The sequence below is a fragment of the Nonomuraea sp. NPDC050227 genome (genome assembly GCF_044459705.1).
GTDB lineage: Bacteria > Actinomycetota > Actinomycetes > Streptosporangiales > Streptosporangiaceae > Nonomuraea.
The window spans coordinates 357,558-373,687 of sequence record NZ_JBITJF010000012.1 but is presented as its reverse complement, the minus strand read 5'-3'; the positions used below and the strand labels follow the sequence as shown (position 1 = coordinate 373,687).

The following is a 16,130-nucleotide window of genomic DNA, read 5'->3' as shown; positions in this document are numbered from 1 at the left end:
ATCTGCCTCACTCCGTCCGTCTCTCGGAGTAGTTTGACGGACGCGCGGCGGCATTTGTTGGCGTTCAGTCCCACAGGTGCACCGGCAGGCCCGACAGGGCCAGCTCGCGGTAGCGGCGCACGAGCCGTTCCCGGTCGCCGCCGAAGCGCGCCAGCGCCTCGCGCTGCCAGACGGCGCCGGTGCGCCGCAGCCGGGTGCGCTGGGCGATGACGTCCAGCGCGGTGTCGGCGTCGTGCGGGGTCACCCCGGCCGCCAGCAGCGCGGCCCGCGCCTCGGGCAGCAGCCTGAGCACCAGGTCGGCGGCCTCGAACTCGCCGTCCAGCCCCGGCCAGGTCAGCTTGGCCTCCAGGCCGTCCTGGGCGGCGCGGTAGAAGTTCTGGTACGCCTCGGCGAACCGGTAGCCGGTCAGGTCCCGCTCGGCCTGCGACAACGTCAGCCCCAGCAGGAACGCCGTGTTCGCGGTCATGTCCGCGCACGAGGGCCCGGCGGGCAGCGCGCGCATCTCGACCCGCAGGTGGCCGCCGTCGGCCGGGTCGTAGACGGGCCGGTTCCACTGCCAGATCGTGCCCTGGTGCAGCCGCAGCTCGGGCACCTCGTGCGGCTCGGCGTCGTCGGACAGGTCGGGCACGATCGGCTCGTAGTCCTGGACGTACCGCTCGAACAGCTCGTGCGCGCCCTCCCGCACCCAGTCCGAGCCGAACGTGACCCGCCCGTCCCTGCGCCCGCGCCGCTCCACGTCGCGGTCGTCGGCCGCCTCCTCCATCAGCGCGATCCGCGTCTCCGCCCACAACTGCCTGCCCAGGAAGAACGGCGAGTTGCCGCACGCGGCCAGCACCGGCCCGATGGCGAGCTGGGCGGCGTTGAACAGCCGGGCGAAGCGGTCGGGCGGCGTGCGGATGTGCACCTGCCAGGAGGTGTTGGCGCTTTCCAGGATCACGTCCTCCACCGACAGCTCCAGGTCCTCGATCTTGACGAGGAACGGCTCCAGCCGCAGCCGCCTGATGCCCCTGCTCATGGCCCGGTAGCGGTTCTGGTCGCTCATCGCGCCGATGGTGAAGTCCTCGGCGGCCAGCGTGGGCAGAATGCCGATCGGCAGCGCGCCGCCGTCCTCGACGGCGGCGTCCACCTTGGTCACCGTCTCCTGGATCTCGGCCCCCATGCGCTCGAAGGGCGCGCCGGCCAGCGGCATCGGGGTGAGGTTGACCTCGATGTTGAAGCGGCCCAGTTCGAGCACCACGCGCGGGTCGTCGAGCTTGTCCCGCACCTCGTCGTTGCGCGGCAGCGGCCGTCCTTGCTCGTCAATGAGGAACAGCTCCAGCTCGGCCCCGATGGTGGCCGGCCCTTGGCCGAAGCCAGGGGTTTCGAGCAGCTCGCGAAGAGTGCCGAGCTGCTCCCGGATGCGTTCTCCGAAGCGCGCGTACTCCGCCTCGGAGAACCGCTCTTTGTCCAGATCTCGTCCCATCGCCCCCTTCTGTCCAGTACGCAAGTGTCCACACCTCACCAGCCGATCGGTCCGTCGTCCTCCAGGTAGGCGCCGGTCGGTCCGTCGGCGTCCAGGGTCGCCAGCCGTACGGCGATGGCCGCGCCCTGCTCGGCGGTGCGGAAGCCGGTGTGGGCGTTGAGGTCGGTGGCGCAGTAGCCCGGGTTGGCGGCGTTCACCTTCACGGAGGTGCCCATCAGCTCCTTGGCGTAGCAGACGGTGATCATGTTGAGCGCGGTCTTGGAGGAGTTGTAGGCGGCGAAGTTGAGGTCCCAGAACGGGCTGTCCTGGGTGAGCGCCAGGCTGATCGAGCCCAGCTCGCTGGACATGTTCACGATCCGGCCCGCCGGCGACCTGCGCAGCAGCGGCAGCATGGCGTTGGTCACGGTGACCACGCCGAACACGTTCGTCTCGTAGACGTCCCTGAACTGCTGCGCGGTGAGGGCGCTCGGGACGCTCCCGTCCAGCCCGCCGGCGACGCCCGCGTTGTTGACCAGGATGTCGAGCGAGCCGTACTCGGCCTCGATCCACTTGGCGGCGGCGGCCACGCTCTCCTCGTCGGTCACGTCGATCCGCACGTACGGCAGGCCCAGCCGCCCGGCGGCGGCCCGTCCGCGCTCCTCGTCGCGGGCCCCCACGATCGCGGTGATCCCCCGCTCCGCCAGCAGCCGCGCGATCTCGTGACCGATCCCCTTGTTAGCGCCCGTGATCAGGGCAGTCGTCGTCATGGCCCAACGTTCTCCCAGGCCGTGGCGGGGACGGGAGAGACCCGCGGAGGCTGGGATCAGCGGTACCACCTTCGCGCGCCCGCTCACCTGGCCTCAGGACGGAGGATGGAGGCATGAACCGCGACGAACTGGCCGGCTTCCTGCGCAGCAGGCGCGCCCGCGTCACCCCGTCCGACGTGGGCCTGCCCGGCGGCGGACGCCGGCGCACGCCCGGCCTGCGCCGCCAAGAGGTGGCCCAGCTCGCCGGGATGTCGATCGACTACTACATCCGGCTGGAGCAGGGCCGGGGCCCGCACCCGTCGCGGCAGGTGCTCGGCGCGCTCGGCCGGGCGCTCATGCTGGACCAGGACGAGCGCGCCCACCTGTTCCGGCTGGCCGGCCAGGTGCTGGAGACGCCCCGGATCAGGGAGGACGTGCCCGCGGGCATCCTGCACCTGCTCGCCTTCCTGGAGGACGTCCCCGCCTACGTCCTGGACGCCCGCTACGACCTGCGCGCCTGGAATCCCCTCGCCGGCATGCTCATGGGCGACCTGGACTCCCTGCCGCCCGACGGGCGCAACGTGATCCGCTGGGTGTTCAGGTCACCCGGAATCGCCGAGCACCTGTCGGACGAGGAGAAGAGCCGCTTCGCCCGCGCCTCGGTCGCCGACCTGCGCGTGGCCGCCGGCCGCTACCCCGACGACCGGGCGCTGCAGGCGCTGGTGGCCGAGATGCTGGCGCTCAGCCCCGAGTTCGCCGAGCTGTGGGCCCGGCACGAGGTGGAGGTGCGCAGGGAGCAGCGCAAACAGGTCACCCATCCGGCCGTCGGCACGATCGACGCCATCTGCCAGGTGCTCCCGGTGCCCGACCGCGACGACCTGCGGCTGGTGCTCTACACCACCGAACCCGGCTCGCCCTCCCACCGGGCCTTGCGCGACCTGCGGCGACTCACTCTAAGCTCATGAGATGCGAGCGGTTGCCTTTGACATCTTCGGCGGGGAGCTCGACGTGCGCGAGCTGCCCGATCCCACTCCCGCGCCCGGCGGGGCGGTGATCCGGGTCGAGGCGACCGGGCTGTGCCGCTCCGACTGGCACGGCTGGCAGGGGCACGACCCCGACATCAAGGTCCTTCCCCACGTGCCCGGCCACGAGCTGGCGGGCGTGATCGAGGCCGTGGGCCCCGACGTGCGCGGCTGGCTGCCGGGGGCGCGGGTCACCGTGCCGTTCATCTGCGCCTGCGGCACCTGCGCGGCCTGCGCCACGGGCCAGCAGCAGGTGTGCGAGCGGCAGACCCAGCCGGGCTTCACCCACTGGGGCTCCTTCGCCGAGTACGTCGCCGTCGACCACGCCGACGTCAACCTCGTCCCGATCCCCGAGGAGATGGCCTACGCCACCGCCGCCGGGCTCGGCTGCCGCTTCGCCACCGCCTTCCGGGCGGTCGTCCAGGTGGGCGAGGTGCGTCCGGGAGAGTGGGTGGCGGTGCACGGCTGCGGCGGGGTCGGGCTGTCGGCCGTGATGATCGCGGCGGCGTCCGGGGCGCGGGTGGTGGCCGTGGATATCAGCACCGACGCGCTGGAACTGGCCGAGCTGGCCGGGGCCACGCACTTCGTCAACGGCTCGGCCGGCGACGCGGCGGCCCAGGTCAGGGAGCTGACCAGGGGCGGCGCGCACGTCTCGCTCGACGCGCTGGGCAGCCCCCGCACGTGCGCGGCCTCGGTCGAGAGCCTGCGCAGGCGGGGGCGGCACGTCCAGGTCGGCCTGCTGCCGGGCGGCGCGACGCCGGTGCCGATGGACCGCGTGATCGGCCACGAGCTGCGGCTGCTGGGCAGCCACGGCATGGCCGCGCACGCCTACCCGCCCATGCTGGAGCTGATCAGGGCCGGGATCCTGCACCCCGACCAGCTCGTCACCCGGACGATCGGCCTGGCCGACGCCGGCAAGGCGCTGGCCTCGATCGGCTCGGTCCCGGGCGTGACGATGATCCTGCCGCGGGCGGGCGCGTGAGCGTCCGCCCGCGGCAGGATCACTCCTCCAGTTGCACGCCGAACGTCCTGAGCACCAGCGCCAGCATGGCGTAGTGCGCGACGAGCACGACCAGCTCGATCCTGCACACCTCGTCGTAGCGGTCGCACAGGGCCGCCCAGGTGGCGTCGGTGAGGTCGCCCGCGTAGTGGAGGTCGTCGGCCACCTGTAACACCAGGCGGTCCTCGACCGGCCAGAGGGCGTCGAGCTGGCGGACCGACTCGATCTCGACGTCGGTCAGGCCGACCTCGCGGGCGATGCGGGCGTGATGGGCCCATTCGTAGGCGCTGCCGCTGTGGAAGGCGGTGCGCAGGATGGCCAGCTCGCGGTCGCGGGCCGGCAGCGCGCCGTTGAGCAGCGCGCCGCCGAAGCGCAGCCAGCCCTGGTAGAGCGCGGGGTGCCGGCCCAGCGTCGTGAACACGTTCTGGGGGTTCGCCTGCTGAAAGTCGTCCCATTCCGCAGGAGGCAGGGGCTTCACTCGAGGCTTCATGGCCATGAGCATTCCCCAAATGAGCGTCCACTTGTCCGGCGGCGGCTTTACCGTCACTTAGGAGGACTTTCCACAGTGCGGGCTTTACGTCAGGATTGAGTGGCCCGCAGGACGTTGCAAGCCTGGTCGACCGCAAGGACCCCATGGTGATTCGAACGTTGCTCGCTGAGGACATGAACCTGGTACGAGGGGCGCTCGTGGCGCTGCTGGCCTACGAGGAGGACATCGAGGTCGTCGCCGAAGTCGAGCGGGGCGACCGCATCCTGGCCGCCGCCCAGTCGTGCCGTCCGGACGTGGCGGTGCTGGACATCGCCCTGCCCGGCATGGACGGGCTCGCCGCGGCCGGCGAGCTGCACGAGAAGCTGCCCGGCTGCGGCGTGCTGATCCTGACCGGCGTCGGCACCCCCGGGCTGCTGAAGCAGGCGCTGGAGGTGCACGTCCGCGGGTTCATGGCCAAGGACGCGCCGCCGGAGCGGCTGGCCGACGCCATCCGCCGGGTCGCCGACGGCGAGCGGGTCATCGACTCGGAGCTGGCCATCGCGGCCATGCGCCCCGAGGAGCCGCCGCTCACCCCCCGCGAGCTGGACGTGATCGGCGCGGCGGCCGACGGCGCCTCCATCGGGGAGATCGCCGCGTCGCTGTTCCTGGCCGAGGGAACGGTCCGGAACTACCTGTGCCGGACGACGTCCAAGCTGGGCGCGCGCAGCCGCATCGACGCCATCCGCATCGCCCGCGAGTCCGGCTGGATCTGACCTCCCTCCGCCGTCCCGGCCCGCCCCCGCCCGCTCAGTGACGGGTGTGGGCGGCCAGGAAGGCCAGGACGTCGGCGGCGAGCGCGATGGACCGGCTGACGGCGCGGGCGCCGTGGCCGACGTCGCGCTCATGGCGCAGCAGGACAGGACGGGAACCGGCCCCCCTGGTCCCCTGGGCCCACTGCATGGCCGCGCACATCTTGCGGGCGTGCATCGGGTCCACCCGGGTGTCGGCGGCCGAGACCGTGAACAGCGTCGCCGGGTAGTCGGCGTCCGGCCGGACGTGGTGGTAGGGCGAGTAGGCCATCAGCCAGGCCAGGTGGTCGGGGTCGGCGGGGTCGCCGTACTCGCCGGTCCAGGACGGGCCGAGGCCGCTGAGGTGGTAGCGGGCCATGTCCAGCAGCCCGGCCGAGCAGACGGCGGCGGCGAACAGGTCGGGGCGCTGGGTGAGGGCCGCGCCGACGAGCAGGCCGCCGTTCGACTCGCCCCAGATGCCGAGCTGCTCCGGGGTCGTCCAGCCGTCGGCGACCAGTTTCTCGGCCGCGGCGACGAAGTCGTCGAAGACGTTCTGCTTGCGTTCCAGCATGCCGTCGCGGTGCCAGGACTCGCCCTCCTCGCCGCCGCCGCGCAGGTTGGCGATGGCCAGCACGCCGCCCGACTCCACCCAGGCCAGCGAGTCGGCCGCGTAGCCGGGCATGAGGGGGATGCCGAAGCCGCCGTACCCGTTGAGTATCGCCGGGCGGGGGCCCGAGCCGGAGGACAGCGCGACCACGACCATGCGCACGGGGGTGCCGTCGGCCGAGGTGTACTCGACGTGGTGGCTCCGCACGTCGGGCAGCGCGACCCGGCCAGGCGGGGCGGCCCACAGGGTGGCGGCGCCGGTGCGGGCGTCGTAGCGCCAGATCTCGGCGGGGGTGACGGCGTCGGTGTAGGTGAACCAGGCCTCGTGGCCGCCCTCGGGCCGGGAGCTGAGCGAGGCGATCGAGCCGCTGCCGGGCAGGGGCACCTCGCCCAGCCGCTCCCCCGTCCTGGCGTCGTGCACGGCGATCTCGCCGATCGCGTGGCGGGTCCTGGAGACCAGCAGGCGGTCGCCGTCCAGCAGGGTGAACGCGCCGAGCACCGCCCGGGGGTCCTCGGGGACCAGCTCGCGCCACACCTCGGGCTCGGCCGGGTCGGCCACGCACAGCCGGCGCCGGGGGGCGTTGCGGTCGGTGAGCAGGTACAGGCGGCCGTCGGAGGCCACCGCGCCCGCCGTGCGCACGTGCGTCCCCTCCTGGACGACCCGCAGCTCCGGCCGGGCCGGGTCGCCGCCGGACAGGTCCGCCAGCCAGAGCGAGTTGCCGGCCGTGCCGCCCGCGGAGATCGTCAGCCAGCGGCCGTCCGCGCTGAGCTGCACGCCGTACGAGACCGGCCCGCCGGTCAGGACGGGCACGTCGTCGGGGACGCCGAGCCGGTGCAGGTGCACGCCCTCGTGGAAGCGCACGTAGTAGAAGCCCTCGCCGCCGGGCAGCCAGGCGACCGGCGAGTAGCGGCAGCCGCCGATGGGGCCGTCCACGAGCTTGCCGGTGTCGACCTCCTCGACGTACAGGTCGGCCTTCTCGTCGCCGCTGCGCGAGATCTGGTAGGCGACCAGGCGGCCCTGCGGGTCGGGCTGCCAGTCGTCCAGGGTGGTCAGGCCGGTGGGGTCGCGGTCGGCCGGGTTCAGGAAGGGCCGGTCGTCGCAGTACAGGACCGGGTGCTCCTGGCAGCCGGTCTGCCGCAGGTGGAAGCGCCGGCCGCCGCGCCACACGGGCGGGGTGACCAGGCCGGTGACGCTCAGCTCGGTGAGCCTGGCCAGGAAGCGCTCGCGGTCCGGCAGGCACGCGGCGGCCTCCCGCCACAGCCGGTCCTGCGCGGCCAGCCATTCCCCGGTCCGCGGGTCGAGGGGGTCCTCCAGCCAGCGGTACGGGTCAGGGATGTCGCGCCCGTGAAGGCGGTCGGTGACCGGTTGCCGTTCGGCGGGCGGGTACTCGTCTGCAAATGTCATGACACGGGCTCCGGTTGCCAGTGGCCGGCCAGGTCGGCGTACAGGGGCGAGACCCGGATCAGCTCGTCGTGCGTGCCGATCGTGATCCGGGGTCCGTCCATGAGCAGGACGCGGCGGGCGCGCAGCGCGGAGGTGAGGCGGTGCGCGACCACGATGAGCGTGCCGCCCCTGGCCGCGAAGGCGTTCTCGGCCAGGGCTTCGGCGGCGGGGTCCAGGTGACAGGTGGCCTCGTCCAGGATGACCAGCGGGGCATCGGTCAGGTGGGCGCGGACGAGCGCGAGGAGCTGGCGCTGCCCGGCCGACAGCGCCGCCGGGTCCAGCGTGGCGTCGTACCCGCCCAGGCTCTCGACCAGGTCCGTGGCGCCCAGGGCGGCCACGGCCTCGTCCAGGCGGCCGGACCCGGGCGCGAGGTAGGCGAGGTTGTCGCGCAGCGTGCCGCGGAAGACGTACGCCTCCTGGGGGATGAGCACGCGGGCGGCGGGGTCGGCGCGGTCGGCGGGCACGCCGCCGACCAGCACCTCACCCTCGCCGGGCCGCAGAACGCCGCTGAGCAGGGCGGCGAGCGTCGACTTGCCCGCGCCGCTCGGGCCGACGACGGCCAGGTGGTCGCCCTCGGGGACGGTGAGGTCCAGGCGGTCCAGGACCGGCGCCGAGTGCGGGCCGTAGGCGAAGGTGACCGACCGCAGCGTGACGTCTCCCCCGGACGGACGGACCTTGGGCGGGGACGGCGGCCGGGGCGGCGCGGCGGCGGCGATGCGGCGCAGCGTGGCCACGAGCCGCACGCCGCTCACCCCGAGCCCCTGGACGAGCCCGCCGAGCGCGGGGGCCAGCGACTGGGTGACGTAGGCCAGCGCGCCGACGATCACGCCGGGCCGGGCGCCGCCGTCGAGCAGCCAGGGCGTGCCGGCCAGCAGCAGGACGACGGGCAGCCAGCCGCCGACGGCCAGCGCGGCGGTGCGCACCGCGGTCACCCTGGCCAGGGCGCGGGCGGCGTCGCGCTGCGCGCCGACCTGGCGGGCCAGCCGCTCGTCCTCGCGGCCCTGCAGGCCGCACGCCTCGATGTCGCGCAGCCCGGCGGCCGTCGCGGTCATCGACCGGGCCAGCTCCTCGTCGGCCAGCAGGAACGCGCGCTGCCGCCGGGCCAGCGCGGGCAGCGAGGCCAGGAAGAACGCTAGCCCGGCCGCGAACGGCGGCAGCACCAGCACGAGCGTGCCCGGCGCCAGCGTCAGCAGCCCCAGCACCACGCTGACCAGCGTGAACGCGAACCCCCTGACCGTGGTGACGACGGCGGCGAAGGCGTCCCTGGCCAGCTCGACCTGGAGCCCGGCCCGCGCGGTGGCCGCGCTGTCGGGCCGCTCGTCGAGCGGGCGGCGCAGCGCTCCCTGCACCACCCGCGTCAGGAGGTCGTCGCGGAACGGCTCGGCCACGGCGGCCACGGCCAGCACCACCTGGCGGGCGCCGGCGGCCGAGACCAGCCACGCCAGCCCGAGCGCCGCCAGCCAGGCCAGCCCGGTCAGCGGCCGGGCGCGGGCGAAGCCGTCCTCGATGGCGCGGGCGACGGCGTGCCCGACCAGGAAGGCGGGCGCGGCCTCCAGCACCGACCAGAGCAGGATGGCGACCAGCCGCCGCGGATCGCGCACGAGCGCCCGCCGGAACCCGGCCGCCGCGCCGGGGACCGCGGGGACGCCGGGAGCCGCGGGGACGCCGGGAGCCGCGGGGACGCCGGGAGCCGCGGGGACGCCGGGAGCCGCGGGGACGCCGGGAGCCGCGGGGACGCCAGAGTCGGGGGTCATGGGCGGGCCTCCTGGAAGACGGCCCGGTAGGCGGGGTCGCGCCACAGCACGTCGTGCGGGCCGGCGGCGCGCACCCGGCCCTCCTCCAGCCAGACGACCTGGTCGGCGCGGGCGGCGGTGGCCAGGCGGTGGGCGGTGATCAGGCGGGTGCGGCCCCTGGGGTCGCCGGTGAGCGCCCGGCTGACCTCGCGTTCGGTGACGGTGTCCAGGCTGGAGGTGGCGTCGTCCAGCACCAGCAGCCGATCCCCCCGCGCGAACGCCCTGGCCAGGCCGAGCCGCTGCCGCTCGCCACCGGACATGGGGGTCTCGGCCAGCGGGGTGTCGTAACCGGCGGGCAGCCGGCGGACGAACCCGTCGGCGCGCGCCGCCAGGGCGGCCTCCCGTCCCGCCTGGGAGCCGGGGACGGCGCCGATCGCCTCGCCGACGGTGTCGCCGACCAGCACCGGCCGCTCGAAGGCGTAGCCGATGGCCGAGCGCAGGCCGTCGCGGGTCAGCTCGCGCAGCGGGACGCCGTCGAGCAGCACGTCCCCGCGTTCGGGGTCGGCCAGGCGGCCGGCGAGCGCGGCCAGCAGGGACTTGCCGGAGCCGGACCGTCCCACCACGGCGGTGACCGTGCCGCCGGGGATCGTCAGGTCGCCCACGGTGAGCCCGTCGGCGGCGACGTCGCGGAACTCGACCGTGCCGGGGCCGGGCGGCAGCGCGCGCGAGCCGTGGCGGACCGGGGGCAGGGTGAGGACGTCGGCGACGCGGGCGGCGGCGGCCCGCGCCCTGGCCAGGCCGCCGACGTAACCGAGCGAGGTGCTGAGCGCGGCGCCGAGGGCGGCGTAGCGGGCGGCGGCGTACAGGTCGCCGACGGTGAGCCGCCCGGCGGCCAGCATGAGCCCCCCGGCGGCCAGCACGGCGACCTCCAGCAGCGGGATCATCAGCCCCGACCGGACCCCGGCGGAGGCGTTCGCGCGCCACAGGGCCATGCCGTGCGCGCGCAGCCGGGGCAGGGGCGCGAGCACCCGGCGGGCCTCCTGGTCGGCGGTCCCGGCGGCGGCGATGGTGCGGGCGCCGTCGAGGGCGTCCACGAGGCGGGCCGCGATCTCGCCCTGGACCTCCTGGTAGCCGCCGGAGATGACGGTCGTGGCGCGCAGGAAGGCCCGCAGGACGAACACGATGACGACGATGCCCGCCGCGAGGGTGAGGGTCAGCAGCGGATGGATGAGGGTGAGCGCGACCAGGGCGCCGACGGTCGGCACCAGCAGTGCCAGGGCGCCGGTGACCGTCTCGGGGGCCCGTCCGGCCTCCTCGGCGTTCAGCCCGGCCCGGGTGACGAGGTCGCCCTCGGGGAAGCGGCGGGTGGCGGCCCGGCCGACGCCGAGCACGTGCCGCAGCACGCCGAGCCTGAGCCGGGCGGCCGCGTACGCGCTGCTCGCCCCTCTGGCCCAGCCGCCGAGGCTCTCGCAGAGCACCACCACGGCGACCACGCCCGCGCACAGCGCCAAGGCGGTGGCGGCCTCCGGCGAGCGGGCGAGGAGCAGGTCGAGCGTGCGGCCGACGAGGAACGGGACGGCCAGCTCACCGGCCGCGCCGGCGACGGCGGTGACCGCCAGCACGGCGGGCCACGGGCCGCAGCGCCGTACGGCGTCCGTCACCAGGCGGTCTCCCGGTCCCACCTGCCGGCCTCCTTAAGACTCGGGAGGTCCCCGCGCCACCACGAAACGGCGCGGGGACCCTGTCAGCTATCAGTGGCAGAGAGCGACACTGAGGTTGCTCGGGTGACCCGAGTGACACGTGAGAGCAGTGAGCGAGCTGCCGCCGCTGGCCACGTCGCTGGCCGCGGGAGCCTCCAGACCCTGCAGGTCGAGAAGAACCATGTTCTACACCTCCTTCCGCGGTTGATCATGCGCAGGCCGCTCTGGTGCGGCCTCCAGGAACGGCAGGCGTGCCGGCTGGTCTCCCAGCACCGCCCCGAGGGCGAACAGCACGCCGGCCGTACCGGTCGCGAAATCCATGGACAGGCGCAACAGCCCGTCGCCGGGGAAGGCCAGGCCGCCGCCGTACGGCATGGCGTGCCAGCTCAACCCCTTGATCAGCTCGCGGGCCACCGGATCTCCGGCGAGTGCCGCGATGATGCCCGCGCGGCCGGTGAACAGCCCCGGCTGGACGAAGAACCCGGCGCGGGCGACCAGCTTGAGCCGGTCCAGCTCGGCGGCGAGCTCGTCGTCGTCGCGGTGCGTGAGAAAGCGTGCGAGCACCATGGCGATGCCCACGGAGCCCTCGTCCAGGTAGGGCAGCATCCGCCAGCCCTGGTTCACCTGGAGCGAGCCGTCCTCCGAGGCCCGGCAGCGCCGCAGGTCCTGCCTGAGCGCGATCTCGGCCAGGTCGAGCAGCGCCCGGTCGCCGGTGTGCTCGTAGGCGTGCAGGAAGAGCAGGGCGGAGCCGGACGAGCCGTACATGAGGCCGGCTCTGGGGTTGTCGCCGCCGCTGATCTCGGGCACGTCCTCGGGGCCGCCGAGGCGGTCGGCGCAGATGTCCACCGCGCGCATGGCGTGCTCGGTCAGGGCGGGCTCGGTCCGGCCGAGGCGCAGGAGGTTCAGCCCGATGCCGGGCAGGCCGGAGAACAGGGCCGTCTCCAGGCGGTCCCACTGCTCGCGCAGGGCGATGTCCACGACGTCGAGCGCGTCCTGGCGGTGTCCGAGCCGGTCGAGGACGTGGGCGATGCCGTGCAGGCCGTCGTACAGGCCGATGCCGGAGCCGGCGGCCGGGCGCAGGGCGCGCCGGCGCAGCCAGGTCTCGTACTCGGGGAAGGGTCCGAGGCCGGTGGCCGACAGGGCGAGCAGCACGCCGGCCGCGCCGGTCGCCACGTTGAGGCCGCCGCCGGGCTTGAACTGGGCGACGTCGCCGGGGAAGAGGCGGTCGTCGCGCTCCGGGGTCGCGCCGGCCCGGATGGCCCGGCACATCGCCTCCCGCAGCTCGGCCCAGGTGGCCGTCCCCGGCGTCGGCACGGGGGTCTCCACGGCCTGGTCACCCGCGATGGTCGCGGCGGCGGCGTCCATGAAGGCACCGGGGACGGGGAAGGTCTCCTTGACGATCCGCGCGAGCTGGACGATCTTCGGCCGGTGGATCGGCAGCATGATCGTGCACTGCGGGGCGAACAGGGCGAAGCGCAGGCAGGCCAGCGCGTACCGGTCGACCTCGACGCCGTGGCGGTCGCGCGGGGCGGCGAAGGCGGGATGGGCCAGCGCGGCCCTGGCCCGGTCCGCGGCGAGGGTGGCGACCTCGTAGTCGATGAGCACGACCCGGCCGTCCTGGGTGAGCAGGATGTTGTCGGGGTGCAGGTCGCCGAAGACGACGCCGCGTCCGTGCAGCGACTCGACGGCCTCCTCGACGCTCTCCAGGGTCGTGGTGGCCCAGGCGGTGTAGTCGGCGAGGTCCTGCTCGTCGCAGGTGGCGCTGGTCAGCGGGAAGCGGCGCACCAGCCGCCGCTGGAGCGGGGTGCCGTCCACGAACTCCTGGACGAGGAAGTGGTGGCCGCCGATGGTGAAGTAGTCGCGCAGCTCGGGGGCGGCGGGCAGGCCGGCCAGGCGGCGCAGCATGTCGCGCTCGTGTTCGAGCCTGGCGACCGCGTCCCGGCCGGCCACGTCGAGGCCGGCGTGCGGCCTGCCCTCCTTGAGCACCACCCGTTCGTCGGTGCGGGTGTCGCGGGCCAGGTAGACGCCGCCGCCGTTGGAGAAGTGCAGCACGCTCTCGATCCGGTACGGCAGCCCCTCCATGGTCACCGCGTTGCGCGCGGCCAGGTGGGGTTCGAGGAACTCGGGCAGCGTCGTCCAGGGCGGCACCGAGAACGTCGCGCCGCGCACGTCGGGGATCAGCTTGCCGTCGCCGTCCTCGACGGCCAGCACCCGCTCCCCGGACGGGGACAGGCAGTGCCGCTCGGCGAACCCGCCGTACCGGACGAACATCGGCCCGTCGCCGTAGCGCAGGTCGCTCAGGATGTACGGCCCCTCGACGCCGCGCAGCAGCTCGTCGAGCTCCTTGAGCACGAGTTCGAGCTGCCCCTCGTCCCGGGGGTAGATGGTGACCAGCTTGCCGCTGGAGGCCCGGGAGGCGGCCTTGGAGTTGACCATGACCAGCACCGCCGGGCCGCGCAGGAACTTGAAGGCGACCCCGCGGGGCACGCAGTAGTCCCACACGGTGTCGACGACCTTCTCGGCGTCCTCGACGCGGGCCGACACGTGGATCTTCCAGCCCTGGGTCGGCAGGGGCGCCTCGCCGGTGGGCATGTAGTACGCCCAGGTGTCGCTGAGGTCGTGGGCCCAGCCGTCGGGGACGGGCCGGCGCAGCTGGGCGAAGTCGACGTCCGCCGCCGTGCTGTGGTCGGGAGTGTCGTAGAAACACTGGTCCACAAGGCAGTAGAGCTCGTACTTGTCCATTTGGCGCGGCCCTCCGAGGCGGTGTGCTTAGAGCCTGCCGCACCCGCGCCGGGTCGGACTAGTAACACGCAACATAAGCCATATATGGCTATGAAATGTGCTTTGATGCGTTTTTCACAAATGGTAATTATATGCGCGGGGCATAAACGCTGAAGGAGAATTCCCCGCTGCGCGACGTGGACGCCTCCAGCCAGCCGCCCACCGCCGAGACGCGTTCGGCCAGGTTGAGCAGGCCCTGACCGGCGTCTCCCGGCCGGCGCGGCGGGCGCACGCCGTCGTTCCTGATGGACAGGCGGACCACATTGTCGCGTTCCATGAGCTGGATCCAGCACTGCCCGGCCTCGGCGTGCCGCAGCACGTTCGTCACCCCCTCCCGCAGCGCGTGCGTGAGGGCCTCCTCCACCTCGGGGTGCAGGTCACGGCAGGCCACCCTGATCTGGCAGCGCACCCGCGCCGACTCCAGCAGCGCCCGCGCCGAGCCCAGCTCGGCCGCCAGCGAGGAGCTGCGCAGACGGCCGTGCGCGACGGCCCGGACGTCGGCCGACAGGTCCCGCAGCAGTTCGAGCGTCTCGCCCACCTCCTGCCGGGCCTTCTCGTCGCCCTCGGCCACCAGCCGCTGGATGAGCTGCGCCTTCAGCGTCAGGACGGTCAGCCGGTGCCCGACCAGGTCGTGCAGGTCGCGGGTGAAGCGGCGGCGCTCCAGCGTCACGGCCTGACGCATGACGTCGGTACGGGCCCCGGACAGCCGGCGCACCCGGGCCAGCAGGCTCAGCAGCGCGAACTCCACGACGCCGATCAAGGGGGTGACCAGCGCCCACACCGGCTCGACCTGCCACGAGCCCGGCGCGGCCAGCAGCACCGGCCCGCACGACAGCGCCAGCGCCACCAGCACGAGCGACCTGATCCGGGACGCGACCACGAGCAGCGCGCCGGCCAGCAGCCCGCACACCGGCGTCCAGGCCGGCCCGAGCACCCCGAGCGGCACGTACGTCAGCCACGCCTGGACGGCCACCAGCCACCACGAGCCGGCCCGCCGCACGGGCTCCTCCAGGACGAACCTGCCGTGCAGCGTGAGCAGGACGGCCAGCGCCACCGACCCCTCGACCACCAGCCCCGACCCGGCCAGCCCGGCCTGCACCGGGATCACCAGCCCGAGGCCCCCGGCCACCAGGCCGAGCCCGCCGGCCCAGCCGGGCGACGTCAGGACGTGCGCCTTGGAACGTAATCGAGGCGCCGGGCCACGGCGTGTGGCGTCCACCTCACCCCCGGTGTGCGGTTGACGTGACGGGACAGTACGCGTGGCGAGTGCGCTCACCGCTCCCTCGTTCCTCTAATCGACCTGACACGGCCACCTTGTGTAAAGACCGAGGCCGCTTCCGGACACGCTGACTTCCCACCCCACAAGGGGTTAGGCAGTTCATATCAGTCATAGGGTGTCGGTATGGATTACATGCGACTTGGCACCACGGGTATGAAAGTTTCTCGCATCTGTTTGGGGATGATGAGCTACGGCGATCCGGCGCGCCAGGAATGGGCATTGCCGGAGGAACAGGCCGAGCCGATCATCCGGCGGGCCGCCGACGCGGGCGTGACGTTCTTCGACACCGCCGACATCTACAGCCGCGGCCAGAGCGAGGTCGTCACCGGCGCCGTGCTGCGCCGGATCTTCCCCCGCCGCGAGGACTACGTGCTGGCCACCAAGGTCTACTTCCCGATGGGCAGGGGCGCCAACGACGGCGGACTGTCGCGCAAGCACATCCTCGCGGCCGTCGACGCCTCGCTCGCCCGGCTCGGCACCGACTACGTGGACCTGTACCAGATCCACCGGTGGGACGACGAGACGCCCATCGAGGAGACCATGGAGGCGCTGCACGAGGTGGTCAGGTCGGGGCGGGCCCGCTACATCGGCGCGTCCACGATGTGGGCCTGGCAGTTCGCCAAGGCCCAGCACGTCGCCGAGGCCAACGGCTGGACGCGCTTCGTCTCGATGCAGAACCACTACAACCTGCTCTACCGCGAGGAGGAGCGGGAGATGCTGCCCCTCTGCGCCGACCAGGGCGTGGGCGTGATCCCGTGGAGCCCGCTCGCGCGCGGCGTGCTGGCCAGGGCGGGCGCGGCCGGCCCGGCGGCCTCCGCGACCGCCAGGACCGGCTCCGACGCGCGCATCGACTTCCTGTACGACCCCGACAACGACCGGCGCATCCTCGACCGGGTCGCCCAGCTCGCCGCCGAGCGGGAGCTGCCGCCGGCCCAGATCGCCCTGGCCTGGCTGCTGCACCAGCCGGGCGTCACCGCGCCGATCGTCGGGGCCACCAAGGACGGGCACGTGGACGACGCCGTGGCGGCCGTCGGGGTGGAGCTGTCGGACAAGGAGCTGGCGTTCCTGGCCGAGCCGTACCGGCCGCGGGAGGTCAGGTTCTGAGCACCGGGATTGTCGGT

General features: G+C 73.8%; 13 protein-coding genes. 4 read left to right on the top strand and 9 right to left on the bottom strand.

The genetic code is table 11. The features are described from left to right. Positions 1-64 precede the first annotated feature (64 nt). Both ACIBK9_RS39460 and ACIBK9_RS39455 read right to left on the bottom strand, forming a co-directional pair. Entirely contained in the window at positions 65-1,462 is a 1,398-nt protein-coding gene (locus ACIBK9_RS39460) for a glutamate--cysteine ligase (RefSeq protein ID WP_397163917.1), read from the bottom strand. A gap of 35 nt (positions 1,463-1,497) precedes the next feature. Next, positions 1,498-2,208 carry an SDR family oxidoreductase gene (locus tag ACIBK9_RS39455; RefSeq protein WP_397163916.1) on the bottom strand — a complete coding sequence of 237 codons (711 nt, stop codon included), beginning with the start codon at positions 2,206-2,208 and terminating at the stop codon, positions 1,498-1,500. A gap of 113 nt (positions 2,209-2,321) precedes the next feature. Here ACIBK9_RS39455 and ACIBK9_RS39450 point away from each other — a divergent pair, with 113 nt between their 5' ends. After that, complete coding sequence (locus ACIBK9_RS39450) at positions 2,322-3,152, top strand: helix-turn-helix transcriptional regulator (RefSeq protein WP_397163914.1); 831 nt, start codon at positions 2,322-2,324, stop codon at positions 3,150-3,152. Between the two features lies 1 nt (position 3,153). After that, positions 3,154-4,191 (top strand): zinc-dependent alcohol dehydrogenase family protein, encoded by a 1,038-nt coding sequence (locus ACIBK9_RS39445; protein WP_397163913.1) that lies wholly within the window; start codon positions 3,154-3,156, stop codon positions 4,189-4,191. A gap of 19 nt (positions 4,192-4,210) precedes the next feature. On the opposite strand, the gene ACIBK9_RS39440 is transcribed toward ACIBK9_RS39445, so the two are convergent. Then, positions 4,211-4,699, bottom strand: a complete 489-nt coding sequence (locus ACIBK9_RS39440; RefSeq protein ID WP_387664513.1) for a carboxymuconolactone decarboxylase family protein — start codon at positions 4,697-4,699, stop codon at positions 4,211-4,213. A gap of 143 nt (positions 4,700-4,842) precedes the next feature. Between ACIBK9_RS39440 and ACIBK9_RS39435 the strand changes: the two genes are divergently transcribed. Beyond that, entirely contained in the window at positions 4,843-5,451 is a 609-nt protein-coding gene (locus ACIBK9_RS39435) for a response regulator (protein WP_387664510.1), read from the top strand. 34 nt (positions 5,452-5,485) lie between these two features. On the opposite strand, the gene ACIBK9_RS39430 is transcribed toward ACIBK9_RS39435, so the two are convergent. The 6 genes from ACIBK9_RS39430 to ACIBK9_RS39405 all read right to left on the bottom strand — a co-directional run bounded on the left by ACIBK9_RS39430 (position 5,486) and on the right by ACIBK9_RS39405 (position 14,949). Then, entirely contained in the window at positions 5,486-7,477 is a 1,992-nt protein-coding gene (locus ACIBK9_RS39430; protein WP_397163911.1) for a prolyl oligopeptidase family protein, read from the bottom strand. Beyond that, complete coding sequence (locus ACIBK9_RS39425) at positions 7,474-9,270, bottom strand: ATP-binding cassette domain-containing protein (RefSeq protein WP_397163909.1); 1,797 nt, start codon at positions 9,268-9,270, stop codon at positions 7,474-7,476. Before ACIBK9_RS39425 ends, ACIBK9_RS39430 begins: the two co-directional genes overlap by 4 nt. Beyond that, positions 9,267-10,931, bottom strand: a complete 1,665-nt coding sequence (locus ACIBK9_RS39420; RefSeq protein ID WP_397163907.1) for an ABC transporter ATP-binding protein — start codon at positions 10,929-10,931, stop codon at positions 9,267-9,269. Before ACIBK9_RS39420 ends, ACIBK9_RS39425 begins: the two co-directional genes overlap by 4 nt. Positions 10,932-11,000: 69 nt before the next feature. Further along, on the bottom strand, positions 11,001-11,132 hold the full coding sequence (locus ACIBK9_RS39415) for a SapB/AmfS family lanthipeptide (protein ID WP_352327332.1): 132 nt from the start codon (positions 11,130-11,132) through the stop codon (positions 11,001-11,003). 3 nt (positions 11,133-11,135) lie between these two features. Continuing rightward, on the bottom strand, positions 11,136-13,691 hold the full coding sequence (gene lanKC / locus ACIBK9_RS39410) for a class III lanthionine synthetase LanKC (protein ID WP_397163905.1): 2,556 nt from the start codon (positions 13,689-13,691) through the stop codon (positions 11,136-11,138). Between the two features lie 127 nt (positions 13,692-13,818). Further along, positions 13,819-14,949, bottom strand: a complete 1,131-nt coding sequence (locus ACIBK9_RS39405) for a sensor histidine kinase (protein ID WP_397163903.1) — start codon at positions 14,947-14,949, stop codon at positions 13,819-13,821. Positions 14,950-15,132: 183 nt separating this feature from the next. On the opposite strand from ACIBK9_RS39405, the gene ACIBK9_RS39400 reads away from it, so the two are divergent. Beyond that, the gene (locus tag ACIBK9_RS39400; RefSeq protein WP_397163901.1) at positions 15,133-16,113 is read left to right on the top strand and encodes an aldo/keto reductase; all 981 of its coding nucleotides are present in this window, start codon (positions 15,133-15,135) and stop codon (positions 16,111-16,113) included. Positions 16,114-16,130: the final 17 nt, after the last annotated feature.

Bases quoted from the DNA above. Each gene is read 5' to 3' on its own strand.
- ACIBK9_RS39460 (WP_397163917.1), bottom strand. From the start codon at position 1,462: ATGGGACGAGATCTGGACAAAGAGCGGTTCTCCGAGGCGGAGTACGCG.
- ACIBK9_RS39455 (WP_397163916.1), bottom strand. From the start codon at position 2,208: ATGACGACGACTGCCCTGATCACGGGCGCTAACAAGGGGATCGGTCAC.
- ACIBK9_RS39450 (WP_397163914.1), top strand. From the start codon at position 2,322: ATGAACCGCGACGAACTGGCCGGCTTCCTGCGCAGCAGGCGCGCCCGC.
- ACIBK9_RS39445 (WP_397163913.1), top strand. From the start codon at position 3,154: ATGCGAGCGGTTGCCTTTGACATCTTCGGCGGGGAGCTCGACGTGCGC.
- ACIBK9_RS39440 (WP_387664513.1), bottom strand. From the start codon at position 4,699: ATGAAGCCTCGAGTGAAGCCCCTGCCTCCTGCGGAATGGGACGACTTT.
- ACIBK9_RS39435 (WP_387664510.1), top strand. From the start codon at position 4,843: ATGGTGATTCGAACGTTGCTCGCTGAGGACATGAACCTGGTACGAGGG.
- ACIBK9_RS39430 (WP_397163911.1), bottom strand. From the start codon at position 7,477: ATGACATTTGCAGACGAGTACCCGCCCGCCGAACGGCAACCGGTCACC.
- ACIBK9_RS39425 (WP_397163909.1), bottom strand. From the start codon at position 9,270: ATGACCCCCGACTCTGGCGTCCCCGCGGCTCCCGGCGTCCCCGCGGCT.
- ACIBK9_RS39415 (WP_352327332.1), bottom strand. From the start codon at position 11,132: ATGGTTCTTCTCGACCTGCAGGGTCTGGAGGCTCCCGCGGCCAGCGAC.
- lanKC (WP_397163905.1), bottom strand. From the start codon at position 13,691: ATGGACAAGTACGAGCTCTACTGCCTTGTGGACCAGTGTTTCTACGAC.
- ACIBK9_RS39400 (WP_397163901.1), top strand. From the start codon at position 15,133: ATGGATTACATGCGACTTGGCACCACGGGTATGAAAGTTTCTCGCATC.